Origin of the sequence: Bacillus cereus group sp. BfR-BA-01382, assembly GCF_022663475.1 — a bacterium.
Taxonomy (GTDB): domain Bacteria; phylum Bacillota; class Bacilli; order Bacillales; family Bacillaceae_G; genus Bacillus_A; species Bacillus_A thuringiensis_S.
On sequence record NZ_JAKUFQ010000053.1, the window covers coordinates 11,791 to 37,204 of the forward strand.

The window sequence follows — 25,414 nt, forward strand, 5'->3', positions numbered from 1 at the left end:
TAAAAATTGTGAGTCTAGCAAAGGACATGTAAAAAAAGTTAGACGGCATAAAAAGATGATCCCTGTATTTAATAGGGATCATCTTCTTTATTTTCTACTAATATCGATGCCAATTAATACTTGATTAATGAGAAACGATTAAAGGTTTACTTTATTTGCAAACGAAAAAGAATCTTTATGTTTAACAAATTTTTTATGATCTGGAACGTTTTGAATTGCTACAATTTGCGAATCTCTTGCTTTCAGTGCATCTTGAATCCCGATGGTCATAAGCTTAATAAATAGAATCGTAATAAAGAATGAAGCGAGAGTATAAAAAATAATCCACCATGAAAGATTCATTTCATTACGATTTAATCCAATAAGGCCTGCCCAATCATTAGATAGAGAAACAGGTTTGAGCACTCCGTCATAGAGTTCACGCATTTGTATGCCGCCAATTACAATGTTAAGCAACGCTAAATGGATAACGAGTATGAGTGTTTGGACGATATGTTCCATAAATAATACAAATAAGCGGTCAAGTAATAAGACTCGTAAGTGTTTTTTAATAATATGAAAACGACTAGCCCCCAGTAATTGTGAACTTAAGATGTAATCTTGTTTCATAAATTCATCAACCTCTGAGGATATGTATAAAGAAAGTGTAGGCAGAGCGACGAAAATAAGTACGAGTACTTGATAAAACGTAAATGAAATATTTGGATCTACCCCATCAGCATTTGACGTGATTACAATATTAACGGGCGTGATAAGTATGAATGCGATAAATAGAGTTGGAATATAATAAAAAACTTCTGAGCATGACTGGAAAAATCTCTTGAGTTTTGGAGCAAATAAACTTAAGAGGATTCCTATACATGTTCCGCATAAAATTCGAAAGAAGCTAATTGCCACGGCTAATAAAATAGTAAATTTTGCTCCTTCTACAATTTGTAAGAAAACAGACTCTCCAAAACGATCAGATCCAAAAGGTGGAATTAACGATGGTGGAAAGGGAGCCTTTCCAAGTAATTCGTTATTTTCATTGTAAAGTAACTGAGGAGGTTTTGGGATGTTATCTTTAAAGAACCAACTATAAATAAAACTAGCTGAAATAAGTATGAATAAATAAGTAAAGCCGATTAAAAAGCGTTTTGATTTCCAAATAGATTTCATAATGATACTCCTTTCAATTGCTTTTTCCATCTATTCATCATGAATGAGATTATTTGGAAAATGGCGTAAAACGGTAAAATAATCATAACAAGTATAATAAATGTAGCTGGAGGTGAAACAAACGCCTTATTAAATAAAAATTGAAAAATGCCTTCCATATTAAAAACAAATTCTAAAATGAATAAATTAGAAAGTAAGAAAACAAAAATCGTTTTTAAATGGTGGAAGAAGTGGATAGATATATTTTTGAATAAATGAATGCATAATATATAACTTGATGAAAGGCCTTTTCCATATGCAACCTCTACGTAATGTTTTCCTTGTTCTTCTTTTATGTATAACACCATCATCCGAAACATTTGTAATGTAGGTAAGACAGCTAATGATAAAATAGGGAGTAAATAAGCTCGATTTTCATTAAAAGAAATAATAGTGACAGGAGATTCCCCAAATTTCTGAAGTACCCATATGAAAAATATTTGCAAACAAATCATCATCATCATATCAGGGACAGCTTCTAATATGAACACAATTCGGTTTATCCATTTTTTTATATAATCTTTTGCTAAAAAATAAAAAAATGCCATGCTAGATGATAAAAAGAGAGCAAGAAAAAAGGCTGAAAATAATATAGTAAATGAATATAGGTAAGGTTCTAAAACAGTTGGAAATAATGGTGTTTTTTTGAAATGGCCAAACTTCGGGTCTGATCCTATAATCACTAATGATTCAAGGGAGAAGACCTGTTTTAACATGGTAACGATCTGATTAAAAAAATAAATTGGTTGAAAGGTAAATCCTTGTTGAGTGATAAATAAATAAGGTAAATTTAATAATAGTAAGAGTGATAAAAGAATTGATGAAAGCTTAATTGTGAATTGAGATATTGTATTTAACATTAAATCCCTCCGACATCTTTTTACAACATTATACAATAAATTCTATATTATTGTTTTATTTTTCTGAAAAATAAAAATACTGTTGAATTTTATAGTATGCAAGATATATTTACAAGATAAAAAAGTAATAGTAGGGGCCGCGCTCTATTTTTATCAAGACAAAAGGACTAGTGAACTTAAAACAATAAACAAGAGCAAAATGCACAGAATTTTCATTCTGCGGGTAGTTACTTTTCTTGGCTTGATAGCGATATTACGTGACCGCTAAAAATGAATATTGCTTTTCAACTCTTTCTTCATGCAAATGAGTAGAACGTATGGAGGACTATGTATGTGTTGTTAATGAGAGGAAAGAGTGTATTGCGTAACGAATATAACGTAATTTTACCGCAAGGAGTAGCTAAATTTAGTGTATAAGTGAAATGGAATGAGTAGATTTATTTTTTTATATGAAAAAAATTTTCTTTTTATAACTTGATAAATGAAAAAATATTTTATATACTAATTCATGTAAACGGTTTACTAAATCGTATTTTGCTAGAAATGAAGGGAAGATTCGCATGGAAACAAGGGGGAGAGTAATCGGGATTGATATCGGTACCACAAGTACGAAAACGGTTGTGTTCACAGAAAAAGGAAAAGTCATTGCATCACATGCAATCGATTACCCAATTATTCAACCGAACGTCGGATGGGCTGAGCAAGATCCTGATGTAATATGTGCCGCTGTATACAAAAGTGTAAGCGTTGCCATCGAAAAGGGTAATGTATTACCAGAAGATATTTCTTCAATCGGTATTAGTACAGCTATGCACGCATTAATTGCAGTAGATGAAAATGGTGCGCCATTAACGCGTTCTATCATTTGGGCAGATAATCGAAGTACGAAGCAATCAGAAAAATTATTACAACAAATGAATGGGCATGAAATTTATAGACGTACAGGTACACCAATTCATCCGATGTCACCACTTTCTAAATTGTTATGGATGAAAGAAGAGGAACCAGAGTTATATACAAGTGCTTATAAATTCATTTCCATTAAAGAGTATGTGATTTACCAATTATTTTCACGCTACGTAGTTGATTATTCGATTGCTTCTGCTACGGGGTTATTTAATTTAGAAACATTAAACTGGGATGAAGATGTTTTAACTATGTTACATATGTCACCAGAACAATTATCAACCCCTGTACCAACTACATATATTTTATCAGGTATGAAGCCAGAATTAGCACAGAAGATGGGGATAAGTGCAGAGACACCAATTGTCATAGGAGCAAGTGATGGGGTTCTTGCAAATGTAGGAGTTGGGGCGATATCACCGGGTGCGGCTGCAATTACCATTGGAACGAGTGGTGCGGTTCGAACAATCTCATCAAATATAAATACAGATGAGAAAGGGAGAACGTTTTGTTACGCATTAACAGATGAGCACTGGGTAATCGGTGGTCCAACGAATAACGGCGGAATATTACTGAGATGGTTACGTGATGAATTTGGTAGTCCAGAGCAAGAAGTAGCAAGAAAGCTCGGAATTGATCCTTATGATTTATTAATTAAATATGCAGAAAGCGTACCAGCTGGAGCGGATGGGCTATTGTTCTTACCTTTCTTATCTGGAGAACGCGCACCTTACTGGAATGCAAATGCTCGTGGTACATTCTTTGGAATCAATCTTCAACATAAGCGAGAACATTTTATACGTGCAGTGATGGAAGGTGTTTGTATGAGTGTATATTCAGTAGCACTCGCAATTAGAGATTGTACAGGGCCACTTACTGAAATACGAGTTTCAGGAGGGTTTGCGAAATCTGCATTTTGGAGACAAATGTTGTCCGATATGATGGGGAAAGAATTGCTTGTACCTGAAAGTCATGAAGCATCTGCGCTTGGGGCAGCGGCAGTTGCTTTATATGCTGTAGGAAAAATTGATTCTCTTGAAGAGGTAAAGGATTGGATTGATATTGTTCATCACCATGTACCGAATAAAGAAAATACGGCTATATATTTAGAAATGTTTTATATGTATGAACGACTTTACAATCGCTTGAAAGAAGAATTTGATTGTATAGCTGCTTTCCAACGTAAATAATAGGGGGATTGGGAGAAATGGTAGTTGGGATCGTACTAGCGGCAGTTGTCATACTACTTTTACTTATTACGGTAGTAAAATGGCATCCATTTGTCGCATTAATTTTAACAGCAATTGGTGTAGGATTAGCAATGGGAATGCCTTTAATTGGAACTTCACCAAAAGATCCAGGAATTATTGATTCTATTAAACTAGGGCTTGGTAATACGTTAGGATTTTTAGCAATAGTTTTAGCACTAGGAACGATGCTTGGAAAAATGATGGCCGAATCTGGTGGTGCTGAACGTATCGCTAACACATTAATTAATCGTTTTGGGAAGAAACGAGTTCACTGGGCGATGATGTTCGTTGCATTTTTAGTAGGGATTCCGGTATTTTTCCAAGTTGGATTTGTCCTATTAATTCCGTTAGTATTTACAATTGCGTTAGAAACTGGGGTATCACTTATTACAATCGGTATTCCGCTAGTAGCAGGACTGTCAGTCGTACACGGACTTGTTCCACCGCATCCAGCGGCAATGGCGGCAGTTGGTATTTTTAAAGCAGATGTAGGGAAGACAATTTTATATGCGTTAATTGTCGGACTTCCAACTGCAATTATTTCAGGTCCACTTTACGGGAAATGGATTGGTGCTCGTATCCATAAGGAAGTACCATTAGATATAGCGGAGCAATTTATTGAAAGAGATAAGAAGAAAGAACTTCCTAGCTTCGGAAATACATTGTTTACTATTTTACTTCCAGTATTTCTTATGCTTGGTGCATCCATTGCTGAAGTAGCGTTACATAAAACGAGTCAACTTGCACAAGTGTTACACTTTATTGGAGATCCAATAGTCGCTTTATTAATTGCAACGATTTATTCTTTCTTTAGCCTTGGTTATGCAAAAGGATTTTCTAAAGATAAAGTATTACAATTTACAAATGATTGCCTTGGGCCAATTGCAAACATATTGTTAGTGATTGGTGCAGGCGGCGCATTTAATAAAGTACTATTAGATTCTGGAATTGGAACGACAATTGCAGATATGGCGAAAGAATCGCATATTTCACCGATATTATTAGGGTGGGGAATTGCGGCACTAATCCGAATCGCAACTGGATCGGCAACTGTTTCTATGATGACAGCAGCTGGAATTGTAGCACCGATTGCAGCAAGTACACCTGGTGTAAATGTTGAACTACTAGCACTTGCAACAGGCGCAGGGTCATTAATTTTATCACACGTGAATGATTCGGGATTTTGGATGATTAAAGAATATTTCGGAATGACTGTGAAAGAAACATTATTAACATGGACCGCAATGGAGACTATACTATCAGTTGTAGCACTTGGATTAATTTCGATATTAAATATATTTGTATAGAATGGGAGATTGATTAATATGAAACTAGGTTTAATTGGATTAGGAAAAATGGGATTCCCATTAGCTGAACACTTACATGAAGACAAGCATGAAGTAGTTGTATACGATGTAAATAAAGAGCTTGTAGAAAAGGCAGGAAAACTAGGAATTACTGCACGTCATACATTAAAAGAAATGATCGCTGAATTAGAAGCTCCTCGTACGATCTGGGTAATGGTGCCTGCAGGAGAAGTTGTAGAGTCAGTATTAAAAGATGTGTATCCGTTATTAGATGAAGGTGATATCGTTATTGAAGGCGGAAATTCATTCTATAAAGATACGTTACGCCGTGCTGAAGAAGCGAAAAGCTTTGGGTTACATTATGTAGATATCGGTACATCTGGCGGTGTAGAAGGAGCTAGATACGGTGCTTGTTTAATGGTTGGTGGAGAAAAAGAAATTTATGACCAATTAGAACCTTTATTTAAAGATTTAGCAGTAGAAAATGGCTATTCTTATGCTGGCCGCGTTGGTAGTGGTCATTTTTTGAAAATGGTTCATAACGGTATTGAGTACGGCATGATGCAAGCAATCGCTGAAGGATTTGAAGTACTAGATAAGAGTGACTTTGATTTCAATTATGAAGATGTTGCAAAAGTATGGGCGAACGGATCAGTAATCCGCGGTTGGTTAATGGACTTAACTGAAAAAGCATTTGCAGATGATCCTAAACTTGATGGCATTAAAGGTGTAATGAACTCTTCAGGAGAAGGGAAATGGACTGTTGAAACTGCGCTTGAGTTACAAGCAGCGGCACCAGTAATCGCGATGTCATTATTTATGCGCTATCGTTCTCAGGAAGATGATACATTCCATGGAAAAGTAGTTTCAGCACTACGTAATCAGTTCGGTGGACATGAAGTTGTAAAAAAATAAGGATGTTTTTGAAAAGAAACTTGTGCATAAGCGCAAGTTTCTTTTTTATAGTTTAAGAAATTACTAATTTACAAATACCAATCAATCATCGTTTTTTTGTCACAAATGACAGCTTCAACATTCATTGATTGAACAATATATTCTATATTTTCTTCTTTAGCTAATAATAAGGTTGTAAAGGAATCGTATATACTCATAAACGCATACTCATTGTCTTCGCCAGTAATAATTAACTCATTATTGCTAATGTCCCAAATATCTAATGGAGTAGTATTATTTACCTGTAATAATCCGTTTGTATCAAGAATTGGTTCAGAGAAATATAGATTTCTTGCACCTTTAGAACCGAGGAGTTTAAGTAATTTGTGTAATAAAAATATAGACGTATAATCTTCTGTTGGATAATAAAGATCTTTTTTTAAGTTTGAATGTAGCTTTTCAGCTAAATCCTCTCTTTTATATTCTTCTGAAAGGGCACTAATGGAAGTCAACATGGCCATTGCTAATTCTGCGTATGAATGTAATCCACTACAAGATATCATTTCCTTCCAAGAAACGGATTTCCCATTATGAATGATTTCTTCAGTGCTAGGATAGATGTGCTCATATGGTCTTTTTCTCACAGACTTTTCCCATCCTAAAGGCATTTGGATAAAAGGATGTAGCAATATAGCTGCAGATTTAAAGTTTCTTGGTAGTTGTTCTAAAATTGGTGATTTGTCATCTAGCCAAATGTAATCCAACAAAATATAACCTCCCCTTAGACTTTGAAATGTACGGATTCCCATATTATATTTTTTGGCATTGATTGTATCAAATATAAAGCGAAGTATGAAATATGTCCCAACATAAAAGTAAGAATAAATAAAATGAAGTTTTCATAAATAGTAAAAGGGTGCTTATGTCATCAGTATAGCTAAAAAATGTTGTTACATATGAGAAGAGCGTGCTAATAAAATATGAGGTGGTTAAATGGGAAATGAGCAAGTGAAGTCTGTAAAGGAAGAAAAAAAGTTATGTCTTTGTATGATCGTCAAAAATGAGTCTAGAATTATGGAAAGATGTTTAAATGCAACAAAATCAATTGTAGATTTTGTTTCTATTTGTGATACTGGATCGACGGATAATACGCCTGAAATTATTGAAAATTGGTGTAAGGAAAATGAGATACCTGGAACGGTTCATCATGAGCCGTTTAAAAACTTTGGTTATAACAGAAGCCTAGCTGTTTCATTAGCGCAAAAAACATATCCAGAAGCGGATTATTTATTAATATTAGATGCAGATATGATTTTAGAGGTTGATCCGAATTTCGATAAAACGAGCTTAACGGAAGATCATTATCTTACATTGCAATATGATGTTCATATTAAATATTGGCTTACACGTCTTTTGAAAGCTTCTTTACCATGGAAATCTGTCGGTGTTACTCATGAGTATTGGGATATAGATCGCTCAAAAGTTGGAGCGAATTACAATACGAGGGTAGATCGGTTAGAGACTCTTGTCGTGAATGATCCCGGAGATGGCGGGAGTAAAGCTGATAAATTTGAAAGAGATGAGAGGTTGTTGTTACAAGGAATAAACGACCCAGAAACAACGCCAGATTTGCATATAAGATATTTATTTTATTTAGCCCAAACTTATTTTCATTTAAGTCAATTTGAAGATTCGATTAAATGGTATAAAAAACGAGTGGAAGCAGGGGGTTGGGTTGAAGAGGTATTCTATTCGTTATTGCGAATAGGGTTTTGTTATGAGCAGTTAGCAAATCGTTCAGCAAATAAACAAAATGAAGTGACAGATGCTGATGAAAAAGAAACTGTTAAAGGGCAAGAAGAGAAATATTTAGCATTAGCTGTTTTTTATTTTCAAAAAGCGTGGGAATATAGACCAACTCGGGCTGAACCATTATACCAACTTGCAAGGTTGTATCGATTACGATCTCAAAACAATATTGCTTTGATGTATGCTCTGCAAGGAAAGGAAATTCCTTTTCCAAAGGATGATCTTTTATTTGTAGATTATCATGTGTATGATTACTTATTTGACTATGAAATTTCTATTAGTGCTTTCTATATACCTCATAAAAAACATTTAGGGGCCGTGTCGCAAAAGTATTTGGAATCGATTAAAGAAGAGATTCCATTTCATATAGCAAATGTAGTAGAGAATAATGCGAAATTTTATTAAATACATTTTCGGTTAAAGGAGTAGTGGAGTAATCATGGAATTAATGCGATGGGCGATTGAACTAGGAGAATCGGTGCATGGAAATACGTATGAAGAATTGATGCCACTACTAGACTATTATTATGATCGTGATCATTTAAAAGCGTATTGTATCGCAAATCTTCTTTTAAACATGGATGTATTAGATGAACATCGTGAAAGAATCGAATTAAGAAGATGCATCGCTGCTTATTATGCTGGATTATATAAAGTAGCAAGAAAACATGCAAATGAGTTAGTACTTAAACATCCGGATGTAGATTTATATAAAAATAATTTAAAATTAATGGAAGCTTATTTGAATAAAGAATATGATTATTGTCTTTTTATATGCCCAAAGACATACGGTAGTTTCATAGATGTTGCGCGAGCTTTAAAGTGGCGGTTGGAGCAGGAGGGAAATACAGTAATTATATCAGAAACAATACTGGAAAATGTAAAGAATACAGTTGTTTTTGGAGCACATACATACGCATATAACCCGAATCTTCTTCCGAAAGATGCAATTATTTATAATTTAGAACAGCTATACGAAGGAAGTCCATATGCGCACCCCCTTTATTTAATATTATTAAAAGATAGAGTGATTTGGGATTATAGTAAACAAAATATAGAATGGCTAAAACAAAAAGGGGTAGGAAAAGAAATAAAACATGTAAAAATGAACTATGCTCCAACTTTGGAAATAAAAAAAGATGCATTTGAAGATGACATTACTGAAGATATTGATATTCTGTTTATAGGTGCTCTTAATCCGAGGCGACAAGCTATTTTTGATCATCTAAAAGCGATTGCCCCAAATTTAAATATAGTTTTTAAAAATAATGCGTGGGGAATTGTTAGAAATGAATTGATTGCTAGAGCTAAAATTATATTAAATATTCATTTTTACTTATCAGGAATTCTTGAAACACCTCGCGTGTCTTATGCAGTCGCAAATAAAAAATTTATTATTTCCGAAAATAGTAATCCAGAAGATGAGGTAGAGTGGCCGGGAATTGTATTTACTCCGTACGAAAAAATAATTGAAAACGTAATGAAATATATAGAATTACCAGAAGAACGGAAAAAATTAGCGGAAAAAGCATATAATCATTTTGAAGCAAATGAAAGTTTAGGTACATTGAGTCTGAGAGATGAAACGAAGTAATTGTACGAAACTCATACGAAAGTATGAGTTCTTTTTTGTTTATCATACTATTTTATGAAACAAGTTAACTCTTTATATTGTATTTTGTATAGAAATTTCTGATAATATATAAGTAGAACTTAAAAACAAAGGGGAGAAATAATCATGAAACTAGTCGTTATTAACGGTACACCAAGAAAATTTGGCAGAACTCGCGTGGTGGCAAAATATATTGCGGATCAATTTGAAGGGGAATTATATGATTTAGCAATCGAGGAGTTACCTTTATACAATGGAGAAGAGTCACAACGTGATTTAGAGGCAGTAAAAAAATTGAAAACGTTAGTGAAAGCTGCGGATGGGGTTGTATTATGTACACCAGAATATCATAATGCGATGAGCGGTGCGCTGAAAAACTCTTTAGATTACTTAAGTAGTAGTGAATTTATTCATAAACCAGTTGCGTTGTTAGCGGTTGCTGGTGGCGGTAAAGGTGGAATAAATGCATTAAACAGCATGCGAACGGTCGCTAGAGGTGTTTATGCAAATGCAATTCCAAAACAAGTTGTGCTTGATGGATTACATGTGCAAGATGGGGAACTTGGGGAAGATGCGAAACCATTAATTCATGATGTAGTTAAAGAGTTAAAAGCATATATGAGCGTATATAAAGAGGTGAAAAAGCAACTAGGAGTGGAGTGATATGTCCTCCCTTTATCATGATTCTCGCTTGTATTACATTCTAGGGGCCAATAGTCTATCTGCTATTGGTTCCGGAATTGTTATGATAACGATTCCGTGGCTGTTAATTAAAGAGAGTGGAGGAGAGACAACATTTGGTTATGTTTCTATCATTGCAACCCTCATTATGTTTTTATTAACACCATTCATTGGGCAAAGTATTGATCGTTTTTCAAGAAAATCTTTATTGCTATGTAACGAAGGAATCGGAATAGCTGTAATTGGAATAATGTTTATATGGGGATTTGCTGGGCAACCTTATCATTCTATTCACTATATTCTTATTTATATAGCCGGATCATTCTACTATTTATTATTTTATCCTACAATATTTGCGTTCAACCAAGAGATATTTCAAGCGGAACATTATAAAAGTTTAAGTGGAACGATGGAAATACAAGGACAGTTAACACAAGTTATTTCTGGAGCGGCCGCGAGCTTCTTAATTGAAATTGTATCTTTGAAGTGGATTTTGTTAGTAGACATGTTAACTTTTGCTGGAGCATTTTTTCTTTTCTTATGTATACCGTACGTAAAGAAAAAAGAAGTGAAAAGAAAAATAACATTTAAGAAGCAATTATTTGAAGGAATTCACTTTATGAAAAAACGTCCTAAGCTCTTTTGGTTCTTACTGGCCACTTATATGCCGTTTATAGGTGTTATGATGGCAAATTATTTAATACCAGTTTATATTTCGGATATACTTAAAGCCAATGCCTCTGTATACGCAATAGAGGGGATGATGTACGGTGTTGGAGCGGTTGTTGCAGGAATCTGTATTCCACTCATAATGAAATATGTAAAAACAGAAGTTTCAATCGTTATGACGATGTTCATTTATGTAATTTCAATTACCGCAATGAGTATTGAACCTTCCGTAATTTTCTTATATGGACTTGCAATTTTTCATGCAGTTGGAAATGCGGGTACAAGAGTGGCGAGAAATGTATTGATGATGGAGGAAATTCCAAATGAAGTAATGGGACGTGTAGACAGCTTATTTCGCCTAATTGGTACTGGAATACGAATTTTATTATTAATGTTGTTTACAGCGGGTGTATCTAAAGTTGGAGTCATGCTGCCGTTTTACGTATTAAGCTGCATATTGATCTTCTCATTAGGAATCGCTATTTATTATGTACTATCACAACGTAAAGTAGCGGCGCATGTTTCTAATAAATCAATCGTTTGAAAAAACACTTCTGCCTCCCTTTCTTTTTCTATATAATAACAAGAAAGGGAGTGAATACTTATTTATGAACAAATGGATCTTTCTTATGATTTTATTATTACCGCCACTATACATCATTTATATGACGTTTCGAATGAACAAAGTTGCTCGTGAAAAGTTGAGCTATCACTCTCCGTACGTTCTTATACTGGGTGCAAAGTTATTTGGAGATAGACCGTCTTTATCTCTTCAAAATCGTTTGGATGTAGCGTTGGAGTATTTATTTTCCCATCCTGAAGCGAAAGTAATTGTTTCAGGTGGCCAAGGAGAAGATGAAGATATACCGGAAGCTCATAGCATGAGAAACTATTTAATGGTACATGGTATAGATGAGAGTCGTATTTTAATAGAAGATCAATCTACAAATACGTATGAAAACTTAAAGTTTAGTATGGATTTATATAATGTGAAACATGCGGTAGTTGTAAGTAATACGTATCATTTATATCGAACGAAAATAATTGCAAAGCGTTTAGGCATGAAGATGGAGGCACTAGCTGCTGAAACACCAATTCGTTCTAAGAGAAAAATGTATGTTCGCGAATATGCTGCTATTATGAAAACAATATTGTTCGATCGTTAGAGCTCAAATGCGAGCTCTTTTTTAATTTAAAAGCGTATCATTTGAAATGAATGCCATATTCCATCAAAATAAAGGAAACAACAGTAAAGGAGTTGTATTTGTGATTCAATTTAATCATGTGTCAAAATCGTATGAAGATGGCACGAAAGCAGTGGATTCATTGCATTTAGAAATTAAAAAGGGAGAATTTTTTGTTCTCATCGGTCCGAGTGGTTGCGGGAAAACAACGACAATGAAGATGATTAATCGTTTAATCGAAACGACTGAAGGGTCGATTTTAATCGATGGAAAAGATATTCAACAATATAATATAAACGAATTACGTTGGGATATAGGATACGTGTTGCAACAGATTGCTTTGTTTCCTCATATGACAATCGCTGAAAATATTGCAGTTGTTCCTGAAATGAGGCAATGGAGCAAAAAGGAAATAAAAGCACGCGTCGATGACTTGTTACATATGGTTGGATTAGATCCGGATATATATCGAGATCGTATGCCTGATGAATTGTCAGGAGGACAAAAACAACGTGTCGGTGTCGTGCGAGCATTAGCCGCAAACCCGAAAATCGTTCTTATGGATGAACCATTTAGTGCGTTAGATCCATTAAGTAGGGAACAGCTTCAGAAGGATATTGTACAGTTGCAAAAAAAGATTCAAAAAACAATCGTGTTCGTAACACATGATATGCAAGAAGCATTATCACTTGGAGATCGCATTTGTATTATGAAAGAAGGAAAAGTTGTTCAACTAGATACACCAGAAGGAATTATACATAATCCGAAAAATGAATTTGTAGAGGAGTTCATTGGAAATCGTGGACGAACTTGGTATGAGGAGAAAAGTGTAGCAGATGTATTGCCGCTTGATCAAAGTGTGCAATTAGAAGGGCAGGCACTATCATTACATTCTTCTTTAGAAGAAGCGCTAGTTCGTGTGCGTGACGAGGAGGTCGTTCCAGTTGAAGAAAACGGTCAATATATTGGAGCGTTAACAAGTCGTCATATTGTCAATTACATTGTTGAACAAATGAAGGAAAGAGGTTAAACAGTGACTAATTTTATACAAACGTTCCAAGAACGAAAAATAGAATTACTAACTGCATTAAGTGAGCATTTACAAATATCGCTTATTTCATTATTTTTTGCAGTAATTATAGCGGTGCCACTTGGCATTTTATTAACAAGAAAAGAACGAATGGCTGAATTTATAATAGGAACTTCTGCGGTAATGCAGACAGTGCCATCACTTGCATTACTCGGACTATTAATTCCGTTAGTAGGAATCGGAAAACTTCCAGCGATTATCGCATTAGTTGTGTATGCACTATTACCTATTTTACGAAATACATATACAGGAATAAGGGAATTAGATGAATCACTAATAGAAGCCGCGAGAGCTATGGGGATGAATAGTTGGAGAAGGTTGTGGAAGGTAGAACTTCCTCTTGCATTGCCTATCATTATGGCCGGTATTCGTACAGCGATGGTATTAATTGTTGGAACGGCTACATTAGCAGCTCTCATTGGTGCTGGTGGGCTAGGTAAGCTTATATTATTAGGTATAGATCGAAATGATCATGCACTTATCATTTTAGGGGCCGTACCAGCCGCGTTACTCGCTTTATTCTTTGATATAGTACTTCGCATACTTGAACGACCGAAACGCTCTTCTAAGCGTGTTATATTAACGATATGTATAGTTGTAGTAATGATTGCTTCTCCATTTCTTTGGAGTACAGAAAAGAAAGATATTGTTATTGCGGGCAAACTTGGATCAGAACCTGAAATTTTAATTCAAATGTATAAGCAGCTTATTGAACAAGATACCGATTTACACGTACAATTAAAACCAGGTCTTGGGAAAACAGCATTTGTATTTGAAGCGTTGAAATCAGGTGAAGTAGATGTGTACCCAGAATTTTCAGGAACAGCGCTATCTACTTTCGTGAAAGAAGAACCAAAGAGTACAAATCGTGATGAAGTATATGAGCAGGCTCGCGTTGGACTGGAAAAGAAATATAATATGATTATGTTGATGCCAATGGAGTATAACAATACATATGCACTAGCCATGCCGAAAAAAATAGCAGATCAAAAGAATATAAATACTATTTCTGATTTAGGGAATGTTGCGCAGGAAGCCAAAGTAGGATTTACATTGGAATTTGCTGATCGTGAAGATGGTTATAAAGGAATGCAAAAATTATATAACTATAAGTTCTCGAATGTTAAAACGATGGAGCCGAAGCTGCGTTATAGCGCAATTCAATCTGGAGATGTTAACGTAATTGATGCATATTCAACAGATAGTGAATTGGAGCAATACGGACTAAAAGTGCTAAAAGATGATAAAGGGTTATTCCCACCTTATCAAGGAGCACCATTATTAAGAAAAGAAACGTTACAGAAATATCCTGAACTTGAAAAGGTATTAAATAAATTATCTGGAAAGATTACAGATGAAGAAATGCGAAAAATGAATTATGAAGTTAATGTGAATGGTAAAAGTAGTGAAGAAGTCGCAAAACAATTTTTACAAAAAGAGAATTTACTTCGTTAAATTTACAAGAAATATACAAATTTATATGTTTGAAATGACCGTTCATTACAAAATGAGCGGTTTTTTTGTGCATACTTATACATTTTTTCAAAAAAGTATTCCATTTTTGTTCATTTTCTTTTAGAATAAGTAATGTTTTCCTGAAAAAATATAAGAGAAACGTCTATTAGAGAAAAAGGTGACTTTAATAGTTGAACGAACATAACACCTAGAATGACAGATGGGGTGGTACAAATAGAAAAGAAATTAGGATTCTTTCCATTAATCGCATTAGTAGTTGGAACGATGGTTGGTGGCGGTGTTTTTAGTTTACCGCATGATTTAGCAGTAGGAGCAAACAGTGGCGCAATAATAATTGGCTGGTGTATTACAGCGATGGGAATGATTCCACTTGCGCTCGTATATCAAACGTTAGCAAGACAAAAACCGGAACTTGAAGGTGGAATTTATAGTTATGCACGTGCTGGTTTCGGTGAATATATTGGGTTTAATAGTGCTTGGGGATATTGGCTAGCAGGAATCTTAGGTAATGTCGCAACAATTATGTTACTGTTTAGTACATTAGGTTATTTCTTCCCAATTTTTAAAGGAGGAAATAATGTTGCGTCAATCGTTGGGGCATCACTTTTATTATGGACACTTCACTTTCTAATTTTATTTGGAATTCGTGAAGCTTCTATTATGAATGTTATCGCAACAATAGGAAAGTTAGTTCCAATCGTACTATTTATCGCTGTAATGGTAACAGCATTTCGCTGGGACACATTTACACATGATTTTTGGGGAGAAGGAACCTTCTCACTTTCTGCTATACTTGGTCAAGTGAAAAATACAATGCTTGTAACACTTTGGGTTTTCATTGGAGTTGAAGGAGCGGTTGTATTATCCGGAAGAGCGAAAAATAGCCGAGACGTTGGTAAGGCAACAGTAATGGGGCTTATTTTAGTAATGTCCATTTATATTTTAATTTCTGTCTTATCAATGGGAGCTATGACAAGAGGCGAACTTTCTGTGTTAGAAACTCCGTCAATGGGACATGTATTAGAGCATGTTGTTGGTCCATGGGGGGCAGGTGCGATTAATATCGGGTTAGTTGCTTCACTTGTCGGTACATTAATTGGCTGGTTTTTACTTGTTTCTGAAATTTCTCATGTAGCAGGAAAAGATGGCGTATTTCCAAAAGTCTTTACGAAAACAAATAAAAAGCAAACACCGCACATGGCATTATGGATTTCAAATGGTGTTGCTCAAATTATATTTATCATCGTTCTGTTTTCAGAATCAACATATCAAATTATGTATTTCATTGCATCAACATCAATTTTATTACCATATTTATTATCAGCGTTATTCCAATTAAAATTAGTCATTACAAACGAGCTAAAAGACGCTAAATTAAAAAATGGAGCGTTAGCTTTAATTGCTTCGATTTACTCTGTATGGCTTCTTTATGCAGCTGGTTTAAAGAATTTACTACTCGTTTCAATTGTGTATGGAATTGGAATTATTGTTTACACGTTTGCAAGAAAAGAACAAGGGAACCGTTGTTTTGCAGGTGCAGAGAGATATGTGATGTGGGCAATTATTGTTGCGGCTATCACATCCCTGTATATGTTATTAACTGGAAATATAAAAATGTAAAAAGTCCTTTTTATTTAAAGGGCTTTTTTCTTTGTTTAGAGAATATTTACTACATAAGATATTCAGGAGGGATGAGAATGGAAGAAAAAGAACAGTTGTCTAGAATAATTGATTTAGCTAGTGAGTTAAGGAAAGTATTAGTGCAAGAATCTTTTTTTAATCATCATCCTGAATTGAGAGGAGTCATTGAAAATTTAGCAAGTTCTGTTGAAAATTTGGCGGAATTACAAAAAAGTAAAGATGAAAATGCTGAAAATCGATTACGTTACGTACTTGCTAAAATGAAAATTGCTCATAATGCAATTTTACAAGAGAAAAAAGCATTTCCTTCTCATTAATATACGTTTTAATTTTGAACCTGGCGGATAACGTCAGGTTTTTTATTTCTAGTTTTTCGTTTCTTTCATACACTAAGAATAGTATGAAAAAAGAAGGTGACTAAGGTGAGATTACATAAAGCTCTTCAGCCAAGTTTTATAAAACGAATGTACTATATGAGATTTTTAGGGAAATTTACAAAAGCTGAGAAAGAGAAGAGTGGAGAGAATTTCTTTGTACAATGCTTATCGCCAATACCATTCACTTTACAGGAACAATTTGCAAATGAACCATATGTATTTGAAGGGGTATGTAGTAATAAAAAGAATGAAAAAATCTTTTCGGAATTAAAGAAGAGGAAATTAGAAAAGCAATTAGTGATGTTTCGTCTTTATTATGAAAGAGGAAATGTATACGTGGAGTTAATATGTACAGAAGAACCGAAAGAAATAGCAAGCAGCTATAAAATGATTCCTGCACCTAAAGTTACAAATAATAAAAAAAGAGAGTCTTTAGAACGAAAACTTAGCAACGGTTATTTATCATTTCTTATGCCAAAATTTCCGAAAGACTTTGAGCCTCCCGAATTATTGTGGCATGATGGAAGACTGTATGGAAACATATCCTTAAAGTCATCAATTAGCTCAATCGCATATTTTGAACAGAAACGGGAATGTAAATATATAAACTGCAGTGACTGGACGAAGTATGTAGAAATAGCGGTAGAAGATCAATTATATTTTGTAAGTGATCATGTGTATGAGCAATTAAAAAAACGAATGCATGAAGAAGGTAAGATAGTTGAAGTAGAGGATATAAAAGTGCAAAAAGAGGAATGGGAATGGGATGAGCGTGAATCGTCCTTTTTACAGTATGTACAAAGTATGGTGCATAATAAAGGGCTATATTTGGATGAAACGGATATTTATAATTTCCATATAAGTGTAAAAACAAATATGTTAACGATTCTTGGTGGTATACCGGGCGTTGGGAAATCACGTTTTGTGCAAACTTATGCAGAAGCATTAGGGTTACAGTATGGGGAGGAATTGGTTTGGATTCCAATTTCGCCATCGTATCAAGAACCACATGATTTACTTGGTTACCTTCATCCGAATGGTACTTTTATTGAAAGTGAAACGAAGTTAGTTAGGACGTTAATGAAGGCGAAAGAAAATCAAAATCAACTGTATATAATCGTTTTTGATGAAATGAACATGTCTCATATTGAGCATTGGTTTACTCCATTTCTCTCTGTTCTTCAACTTGAAACAAAAAATCGTATTTTAAACTTGTATGAGGGTGTTCAGGACATTGAGAATTCAATTCCATCAACAATTGAAATTGGAGAAAATATTATATTTGTAGGTACTGTGAATTTTGATGAAACAACGAAAGAGCTCTCCGATCGATTATTAGACCGAACGAACCTAATAACGTTACAGAAAATTCCGTTTTGTGAGATGGGCATGGAACAGGGGAAAGTCGTATTACACCCACCTTTGAAAGTAACAGCGGGAGAATTTCGGATAAATTGGATGAGAAATAAAGCGATGATTGAAGTGTTTTCTGAAGAAGAATTAGAGCTATTAGATAAGTTGCATGTCGTATTGTCATCACATGATGCGTCTAAGGGAATTTCTTTCCGATGTGCAAATGCAATTGCGACTTATTTGCAAAACATACCGTTCCAAAATAACCATACCTATATGATCAGTAGAGAAGAGGGGTTTGATTTACAAATAAAGCAGCGTGTATTAACGAAAATCAGAGGGACCGAAATGATGGTTGGGTCTTTACTTTCTGAAGAAGCAAAAAGGGGAGCGACCTTAGTACCTCTTTTGCAATCTGCACTTGCAAACAGAGTATCTACATTTGAACATTCTTTAGCATATATACGAGAAAAACGTAGGGAACTGGAGCTGTATGGATATGCAAAATGAAGGGCGTTACGAAACAAAAATCGTTGATACGAATGAAACGCTCCCTTTTGTATTAAAGTTAATCATTGGAAATGAGGGGAAAGGAGATTATATTTTATTAAATCGTCTTTGTACATCTACTACAGCATTGGTTCAATGTATTTATAAAGTACAAGAATTAAAACCAATTAGATTGCAGTATAATTATGAAATCCCAATGAATATTACTTTTATATGGAATAAAGTATATGAGGGACAGAAAAATATAAAAGAGGCTCAATATGAAATAAATGAAAAAAAACAAAGAGTATTAATATATGAACATGGGAAAACAGAATTCTTTTATCCATGGCGCTGCGGTTTATACCATTTTGAAGTGCGCATAGAAGATACAACGTATTATGGCGCTTTTCAAATCGTACCGAAAAACTTTTTTGATGATCAATTTGAAATGATTCAAGACTATGTGAAGTCAATTTTAAATGAGTTGATTTTGGATAGAGGTTATTATAAAAAGACTTTCTCTGCACTTAGCGATATTGAGGATTCTTCTTATTTAGTGTTGCTTAGAAAGTTACCCCAAAAAATGAAAATGATAAAGCAAATCTTTAAGAAAATAGAATCAAGTTCAAAATTTATAAATGCATATAAATGGGAAGGAAAAGAGCGAAAGCCAACAAGAAGAGGAACTATAGTGGCAGAAAGAAAACCTTATGCCAAAAATTATAATCGTAAGTTTATGGAACAAAAAAATAGTAAGGAAAATGCATTTCTTAAATATAAAGCGATGCAATTTTATCATTATTTAATTGAAGCTAAAAGTTTTTTACGTCAAACAATTGAAATCTTAGAAAGAGAAAAAAAGAAAAAATCAGAAGAGTTTCAAGCCGTAAAAACGATTATACAAACAATTGAGCGAAATGGATCGGTAACCGATAGAGAGAAGCAAAAATATAAAAATATACATTTACTAAAAGAAGCCGATTTACGAAAGAGCTCAATGAAAATACAAGAATATAAAATATTGGCGCATATCGTGCATGAAAATGTACAATACTTTCAAATGTTAATGCACTCTTCGTTTTGGATGGAAGTTACTGAAACAAGTAACATGAACTTACATGATTTACCGATACCACATCAACAATTACTACATCATTTAGAAGTACTCCCGCAATATACGGATCAATCTCCATCGTTATTATTTGTTTATAAGCCAACGTTTTTAGTGTATGAATATTACGCTTTTTTTATCGTTATTTCAATTTTAGAGCAAATTGGTTTTGAGGCTAGAAACTCAATTCGTGAACAAATACAAGAACATTTTTATGTAGATGGATTACAAGATGGAACGACAGTAGTTTTAGAACGAGATGATATAAAGGTGCATGTCGCATTTAATGATTTAATTGAAACACATCCTCTTATTGCATTAAGTAAAGGTAGTAATTTTTACAATGGTGAGGATACGAAGAAGCCAGATATTCGCTTAGACTGTTATGTAAAAGAAGATGGGAACTACGTATATAAATCTTCTATTATTATTGAAGTGAAATACAGTCCAATGTACAATATTTTTCAGCATGTCGGAAATACAAAAGCAACTGAGCAAATGTATAAGTACTGGTCTATAAAGTATGTAGAAGAACAGGATGGAAAGCGAGTCTATTATCGAAGGTCAATTTATGAAGTCATTTGTGTATATCCAGGAAGCCATATGCATAGTAAAAAAATTGAGTCTGGATGCGGTGTTTTCTTGCAGTTATATCCATATAAGACGAAACAAGGGGAAGAGAAATTAGCTGGAAAACATGGGATGGTACAAATTTTTGAAAAATGGTTAAAAAGCATTCAGAAGTAAAAGAAATCCTTTTTCATAAAGGATTTTTTTAGATTAAGAAGAATTATATGCTGTATGGAAAGAAACATAATGTAATTTAGGTTTGAAAAGTGATACGAATGTGTTATTAAAAGGAATGTGAGCGCGGGATAAAAGTCGATTAAATTGGAATCTAATTCACTTTGCAGAATATAATAAGTCATAAATATTTTTAGTTGCATACGAAGATTTGTTCTTATATGATAGATAGTGAAAGCGTTATCAAAAACAGAGCGGCGATAGGAAAGGCGGTTAAATATGTTCCAGCGTGTTCAAACAAAGGAAGAACATTTTGGGTTCGAGCAACTATGGGGAGATTTTTGTGAAGAAAGAAACTTAATGTTTGTAGAACGTAATTTAAATCCATCACGATTTTTATTAATAGAAGATGAACATCCTATTGGTACAGTAGAATGTATTAAGTATACGGTACCTGAACAATCAAATTCTGAGTTTTTCTATCCGTTTTCTAAAAATGATTTAGTAAAAGATTTGAAGAATGTGTATGAAATAGGCAAGTTAAGTATTTCGAAAACATCTCGTGGGAGAGGACATTTCAAAAGGTTAACAGCTATTTTATTTATACATGCGTTAGAAACAAAAGCTGAATGGTACATTGCAGCAGTGACAAAAAGAATGTATATGTATTTACTTACACTCGGTTTTCCAATTGAACCGATAGATAATCCATTTCAGTTTCATGATACTTTACAAGGTGTACCAGTAAGAATTCATGCTCGAAAAGGGGTTACGCATTTGTATTCTTTAAAAGAATTTCGTGATGTGATTCAAGGGAATGCTCATGCACAGGCATTAATTGCAGAATACAGTAAAAATATTATGTTAACGAAATAAAACGAAGTGAATATGTATAATAAAGAGAATAATATTTTTATAAGATATAACTCTTCATTAAAAAAGACCCTTATTATTTTAATAAGGGTCTAAAAATTATAATCCAAATATACTAAAAATCATTTTGCGGCGCTTCGGTTTCTTTTCTCGTTCGTATGTTGGTTTTGAATCAGGAGTAATATAAATGGGTTCTTCTTTCGTTAGCGCAGCTTCTAACTTTTGAATTCGCTCTAACATTTCCTCCATTTCACGACGGTGTTGTAAAAGTTGGTACGTGACGACATCATTTGCCTTATCTTGCATTTGTTCTTCCATTCGATCGAGCCTTCTTGTAATAGTGTTTAATTGATTAGCTAATTGCTCAAAATCATTCGATGATATGTTTTGAACAATTGTATTGACTTGAGTTTTTAATTCTTCAACCTCATTTGAGGAAGCCTTTTGAGTAGGTTGAGGATTTTGAGACTGCTCTATTTGAAATAGATGGTGTTCTAACATTTGATCGACATCATCTTGTGTGAAAATAAAGTGGCCATATTTGTTTTTTTCTATCGTAAGATTTAATTGTTGCGCGATCCGGACAACAGCCTTTGGGCTAACACCTAATTTTTTTGCGATAAATGGTGTTTTATATTCCAAAATAATCCCTCCTATATATATCCTGTTGAATGATTTCGAGCTATGAAGTAAGTTCCCTTCTAGTGCGACAAAAGAAGTGTGGAATCGGCAAAGAAAGTGTTTTTTCACGAAATTGAGTTGAGAAGAATAGTTCGTTTAAATAAAAATGTTTTATCGTAACATTTAGAATAATTTGACTAGTGTAAATGAATTAGATTATCATAATGATAAATATCTTTTTTATGTATGCATATAATATATAAAAAGGTGGTTGCTAATGTAGAATTTTGTTAGAGTATTAGAATGCTTACTTCACTTGAATATAATTAAGTAGGAGGTGGCTTCCTTGCTTACAATGTAAGTAAGGAAAAGTATTTGGACATATATAGTATAAGTATAGTGATTGTTTTAATTGCCTTAACGGCATTTTTCGTTGCAGCAGAATTTGCAATTGTTAAAGTGAGAAGTTCACGAATTGACTATTTAATTGCAGAAGGAAATAATCGTGCAACATCGGTCAAAACAGTCATTACAAACTTAGACGAATATTTATCTGCTTGTCAGCTAGGAATTACTGTTACAGCTTTAGGAATTGGGTGGTTTGGTAAACCTGCGTTAAAGCAAATGTTTGATACGCTTTTTGCAAATTGGAATATCTCTACTCAACTAGCAGACATTTTTGCTGTAATTTTAGTATTTTTTTTAATTACTTTTTTACATGTTGTAATAGGGGAATTGGCCCCAAAAACATTTGCAATTCAAAAATCTGAACAAGTAAGTTTGCTTGTTTCTAAGCCGTTAATTTTCTTTTATCGTATTGCATTCCCATTTATTTGGATATTAAATGGTTCAGCTCGAATCATTACGAAGCTGCTAGGGTTGAAACCGCCGAAGGGGCATGATGAGGTTCATTCAGAAGAAGAATTACGGTTGTTAGTTTCAGAGAGTTATAAAAATGGTGAAATTAATCAATCTGAATATAAATATGTAAATAAAATTTTTGAATTTGATGATCGGATTGCAAAAGAAATAATGGTACCTCGAACCGAAATGAATATTATAAGTAAAGAAATGCCTGCTGAAGAAGCTTTGCAAAAAATGTCTCGTGAAAAATATACAAGGTATCCAGTTGTTGATGGCGATAAAGACCACGTAATAGGTTTTGTGAATTTTAAAGATATTTTTACTGAGTTTGTACAACATAAAGTTGTTAATAAAAAGACAGTAGAGCAATATATGAGACCAATTATTTTAGTTATCGATTCTATCCCAATTCATGATTTGTTTTTAAAAATGCAAAAAGAAAGAACACATATTGCTATATTGATAGATGAATATGGTGGGACATCTGGACTTGTTACTGTTGAAGATATTCTGGAAGAAATTGTTGGAGATATTCAGGATGAGTTTGATACGGATGAGCAGCCAGAAATTCAACAAGTTAGTGAAACGAAGACGATACTAGAGGGAAAAGTACTTGTTAGTGAAGTGAATACGTTATTTGGTTTAGGGATTGATGATGATGGTGTTGATACAATTGGTGGTTGGATTTTAACGAAGAATATAGAGATTGCTGAAGAGGATTCCATTGAAATTGAAAATTATAAGTTTTGTGTGAAAGAATTAGATGGACACTATATAAAAAGATTGGAAGTTACAAAGATAGTAGAATCGATTGTTATTTTAGAAGATGAAAAACAAATTTCATTACAAGAGCAAATTAGCTCGTAAACTCTGCTAAATAGCAGAGTTTTTTTGAGCATAATGTTTTTTGAGGGATAGGGGCTATGATACAATGACATAAGCCAGACCTTTCACTAGGTGAATTATTGTTGTATACATATATTTGGAAGGAGAAGAAGTATGAAAAAGCATTTATATATAAATGGAGATTGGAAATCTGTAAACACGTATAAACCATTATACGCACCATATTCTGAAGAAATATTAGCAGAAATTGCACAAGGAACGGAAGAAGATGTAAAAGAGGCTGTTATTGCTGCAAAAAATGCAATGACAAAAATGAATAAATTATCCGCATATGATCGTGCGATTATTTTAGAGAAGGTTGCACAAAAAATGGATGAAAGAAGAGAAGAATTTGCAGAGATTATTGCAAAAGAAGCTGCAAAACCAATACGTGCTGCTAGGGGAGAAGTGGATCGTACTGTTCAAACATACAAATTTGCAGCTGAAGAAGCGAAGCGTATATATGGTGAGACATTGCCATTAGACGCCGCACCTGGTGCGGATGGGCGTATTGCATATACAATCCGAAAGCCGATTGGTGTAATAGGGGCTATTACACCATTTAATTTCCCATTAAATTTAGTTGCGCATAAAGTTGGACCTGCAATTGCTGCCGGAAATACAGTTGTGTTAAAGCCAGCTGATCAAACGCCATTATCATCTTATGCATTAGTTGAGTTATTTGAAGAGGCAGGATTGCCAAATGGAGCTTTAAATATCATTTCTGGTCCTGGCTCCACGGTGGGTGAGGCAATCGTTAAAAATGATTATGTTGCTTCTATTACTTTTACCGGAAGTCCAAAAGTTGGAATCGGAATAAAACAAAAGGCTGGGTTAAAACGAGTTACGTTAGAACTAGGATCAAATGCTGCTGTTATAATTGATGAAGATGTAGAGTTAACAGATGAAATCATTGAACGTGTAAAATGGGGAGCATTTGTTAATAATGGGCAAGTTTGTATTTCCGTACAACGTGTTTTTGTACATGAAACGAAAATGCATGAATTTCTTTCGAAGCTAAAGAAAGCGATGGAATCAGTAGTTGTTGGTGATCCACTGCTTGAAGAAACGGATGTATCAGCTTTAATTTCAAAAAAAGATGTAGAGCGAATTGATATGTGGGTTCAAGAAGCAATCGAGGAAGGAGCAACTATTTTACACGGTGGTAAGAAGCGGGATGCAAGAATTTTTGAACCGACTGTATTAACAAATGTTCCAAATCATGTATCTGTGCAGTGCCAAGAAGTATTCGGTCCACTCATGACAGTAAATACATTTAAAGAATTTGATGAAGCGATTGAGCAAGTAAATAATTCGCGTTACGGCTTACAGGCAGGAGTATTTACAAATAATTTATTTAAAGCAATGCGTGCAATCGATGAGTTAGAGGTTGGTGGTGTCATGATTAATGATATTCCAACGTTCAGAGTAGATCATATGCCTTATGGTGGTGTGAAAGAAAGTGGCACGGGGCGCGAAGGAATTAAATATGCAATAGAAGAAATGACAGAAATGAAA

General features: G+C 34.1%; 21 protein-coding genes. 17 read left to right on the forward strand and 4 right to left on the reverse strand.

The window, feature by feature from the left end; all coding sequences use genetic code 11:
* Positions 1-138 precede the first annotated feature (138 nt).
* Positions 139-1,158, reverse strand: coding sequence for an ABC transporter permease (locus tag MR160_RS19895; protein WP_000836579.1), 1,020 nt, complete (start codon positions 1,156-1,158; stop codon positions 139-141).
* Positions 1,155-2,057, reverse strand: a complete 903-nt coding sequence (locus MR160_RS19900) for an ABC transporter permease subunit (RefSeq protein ID WP_000935301.1) — start codon at positions 2,055-2,057, stop codon at positions 1,155-1,157. The genes MR160_RS19895 and MR160_RS19900 overlap by 4 nt, the downstream gene beginning before the upstream one ends.
* Before the next feature lie 560 nt (positions 2,058-2,617).
* On the opposite strand from MR160_RS19900, the gene gntK reads away from it, so the two are divergent.
* From gntK to gnd, 3 genes are read left to right on the forward strand one after another with little or no spacing between them, the layout of a single operon-like run.
* Entirely contained in the window at positions 2,618-4,153 is a 1,536-nt protein-coding gene (gene gntK / locus MR160_RS19905; protein ID WP_000449998.1) for a gluconokinase, read from the forward strand.
* Positions 4,154-4,170: 17 nt separating this feature from the next.
* Positions 4,171-5,520: a GntP family permease gene (locus MR160_RS19910; RefSeq protein ID WP_000260204.1), complete on the forward strand. Its 1,350-nt coding sequence runs from the start codon at positions 4,171-4,173 to the stop codon at positions 5,518-5,520.
* 18 nt (positions 5,521-5,538) lie between these two features.
* On the forward strand, positions 5,539-6,435 hold the full coding sequence (gene gnd / locus MR160_RS19915; protein WP_000765981.1) for a phosphogluconate dehydrogenase (NAD(+)-dependent, decarboxylating): 897 nt from the start codon (positions 5,539-5,541) through the stop codon (positions 6,433-6,435).
* A 68-nt stretch (positions 6,436-6,503) separates the two neighbouring features.
* On the opposite strand, the gene MR160_RS19920 is transcribed toward gnd, so the two are convergent.
* Positions 6,504-7,268: a DUF2711 domain-containing protein gene (locus MR160_RS19920; protein ID WP_242297892.1), complete on the reverse strand. Its 765-nt coding sequence runs from the start codon at positions 7,266-7,268 to the stop codon at positions 6,504-6,506.
* 139 nt (positions 7,269-7,407) lie between these two features.
* Here MR160_RS19920 and MR160_RS19925 point away from each other — a divergent pair, with 139 nt between their 5' ends.
* The 12 genes from MR160_RS19925 to MR160_RS19980 all read left to right on the forward strand — a co-directional run bounded on the left by MR160_RS19925 (position 7,408) and on the right by MR160_RS19980 (position 21,529).
* Positions 7,408-8,628 (forward strand): tetratricopeptide repeat-containing glycosyltransferase, encoded by a 1,221-nt coding sequence (locus tag MR160_RS19925; RefSeq protein WP_000526224.1) that lies wholly within the window; start codon positions 7,408-7,410, stop codon positions 8,626-8,628.
* A 34-nt stretch (positions 8,629-8,662) separates the two neighbouring features.
* A complete protein-coding gene (locus MR160_RS19930; protein ID WP_000422333.1) occupies positions 8,663-9,817 on the forward strand; it encodes a CgeB family protein in 1,155 nt (384 codons plus the stop codon).
* A gap of 144 nt (positions 9,818-9,961) precedes the next feature.
* Complete coding sequence (locus tag MR160_RS19935; protein WP_000780355.1) at positions 9,962-10,498, forward strand: NADPH-dependent FMN reductase; 537 nt, start codon at positions 9,962-9,964, stop codon at positions 10,496-10,498.
* Between the two features lies 1 nt (position 10,499).
* Positions 10,500-11,729 (forward strand): MFS transporter, encoded by a 1,230-nt coding sequence (locus MR160_RS19940; protein ID WP_000097155.1) that lies wholly within the window; start codon positions 10,500-10,502, stop codon positions 11,727-11,729.
* A gap of 64 nt (positions 11,730-11,793) precedes the next feature.
* On the forward strand, positions 11,794-12,351 hold the full coding sequence (locus tag MR160_RS19945; protein ID WP_001045718.1) for a YdcF family protein: 558 nt from the start codon (positions 11,794-11,796) through the stop codon (positions 12,349-12,351).
* 100 nt (positions 12,352-12,451) lie between these two features.
* Entirely contained in the window at positions 12,452-13,399 is a 948-nt protein-coding gene (locus MR160_RS19950; protein ID WP_000614075.1) for an ABC transporter ATP-binding protein, read from the forward strand.
* Positions 13,400-13,402: 3 nt separating this feature from the next.
* The gene (locus tag MR160_RS19955) at positions 13,403-14,914 is read left to right on the forward strand and encodes an ABC transporter permease/substrate-binding protein (RefSeq protein WP_000181021.1); all 1,512 of its coding nucleotides are present in this window, start codon (positions 13,403-13,405) and stop codon (positions 14,912-14,914) included.
* A 213-nt stretch (positions 14,915-15,127) separates the two neighbouring features.
* Entirely contained in the window at positions 15,128-16,555 is a 1,428-nt protein-coding gene (locus MR160_RS19960) for a basic amino acid/polyamine antiporter (protein WP_000129438.1), read from the forward strand.
* 77 nt (positions 16,556-16,632) lie between these two features.
* The gene (locus tag MR160_RS19965) at positions 16,633-16,893 is read left to right on the forward strand and encodes a LemA domain protein (protein WP_242297890.1); all 261 of its coding nucleotides are present in this window, start codon (positions 16,633-16,635) and stop codon (positions 16,891-16,893) included.
* A gap of 105 nt (positions 16,894-16,998) precedes the next feature.
* Positions 16,999-18,816, forward strand: a complete 1,818-nt coding sequence (locus MR160_RS19970) for an AAA family ATPase (RefSeq protein ID WP_001236574.1) — start codon at positions 16,999-17,001, stop codon at positions 18,814-18,816.
* The gene (locus MR160_RS19975) at positions 18,806-20,656 is read left to right on the forward strand and encodes a hypothetical protein (RefSeq protein ID WP_001178726.1); all 1,851 of its coding nucleotides are present in this window, start codon (positions 18,806-18,808) and stop codon (positions 20,654-20,656) included. Before MR160_RS19970 ends, MR160_RS19975 begins: the two co-directional genes overlap by 11 nt.
* 276 nt (positions 20,657-20,932) lie before the next feature.
* Positions 20,933-21,529: a hypothetical protein gene (locus tag MR160_RS19980; protein ID WP_000487795.1), complete on the forward strand. Its 597-nt coding sequence runs from the start codon at positions 20,933-20,935 to the stop codon at positions 21,527-21,529.
* A gap of 96 nt (positions 21,530-21,625) precedes the next feature.
* Here MR160_RS19980 and racA read toward each other — a convergent pair whose 3' ends face one another.
* Positions 21,626-22,168, reverse strand: a complete 543-nt coding sequence (racA, locus tag MR160_RS19985; RefSeq protein WP_000456012.1) for a chromosome-anchoring protein RacA — start codon at positions 22,166-22,168, stop codon at positions 21,626-21,628.
* Positions 22,169-22,522: 354 nt separating this feature from the next.
* Between racA and MR160_RS19990 the strand changes: the two genes are divergently transcribed.
* The gene (locus MR160_RS19990; protein WP_000356246.1) at positions 22,523-23,878 is read left to right on the forward strand and encodes a hemolysin family protein; all 1,356 of its coding nucleotides are present in this window, start codon (positions 22,523-22,525) and stop codon (positions 23,876-23,878) included.
* A gap of 132 nt (positions 23,879-24,010) precedes the next feature.
* Positions 24,011-25,414: aldehyde dehydrogenase family protein (locus tag MR160_RS19995; protein ID WP_242297891.1), on the forward strand; the 1,404-nt coding region annotated here is incomplete at its 3' end.

Coding starts and splice junctions, on each gene's coding strand:
- MR160_RS19895 (WP_000836579.1), bottom strand. CDS start 1,158: ATGAAATCTATTTGGAAATCAAAACGCTTTTTAATCGGCTTTACTTAT.
- MR160_RS19900 (WP_000935301.1), bottom strand. CDS start 2,057: ATGTTAAATACAATATCTCAATTCACAATTAAGCTTTCATCAATTCTT.
- gntK (WP_000449998.1), top strand. CDS start 2,618: ATGGAAACAAGGGGGAGAGTAATCGGGATTGATATCGGTACCACAAGT.
- MR160_RS19910 (WP_000260204.1), top strand. CDS start 4,171: ATGGTAGTTGGGATCGTACTAGCGGCAGTTGTCATACTACTTTTACTT.
- gnd (WP_000765981.1), top strand. CDS start 5,539: ATGAAACTAGGTTTAATTGGATTAGGAAAAATGGGATTCCCATTAGCT.
- MR160_RS19925 (WP_000526224.1), top strand. CDS start 7,408: ATGGGAAATGAGCAAGTGAAGTCTGTAAAGGAAGAAAAAAAGTTATGT.
- MR160_RS19930 (WP_000422333.1), top strand. CDS start 8,663: ATGGAATTAATGCGATGGGCGATTGAACTAGGAGAATCGGTGCATGGA.
- MR160_RS19935 (WP_000780355.1), top strand. CDS start 9,962: ATGAAACTAGTCGTTATTAACGGTACACCAAGAAAATTTGGCAGAACT.
- MR160_RS19940 (WP_000097155.1), top strand. CDS start 10,500: ATGTCCTCCCTTTATCATGATTCTCGCTTGTATTACATTCTAGGGGCC.
- MR160_RS19945 (WP_001045718.1), top strand. CDS start 11,794: ATGAACAAATGGATCTTTCTTATGATTTTATTATTACCGCCACTATAC.
- MR160_RS19960 (WP_000129438.1), top strand. CDS start 15,128: ATGACAGATGGGGTGGTACAAATAGAAAAGAAATTAGGATTCTTTCCA.
- MR160_RS19965 (WP_242297890.1), top strand. CDS start 16,633: ATGGAAGAAAAAGAACAGTTGTCTAGAATAATTGATTTAGCTAGTGAG.
- MR160_RS19975 (WP_001178726.1), top strand. CDS start 18,806: ATGCAAAATGAAGGGCGTTACGAAACAAAAATCGTTGATACGAATGAA.
- MR160_RS19980 (WP_000487795.1), top strand. CDS start 20,933: ATGTTCCAGCGTGTTCAAACAAAGGAAGAACATTTTGGGTTCGAGCAA.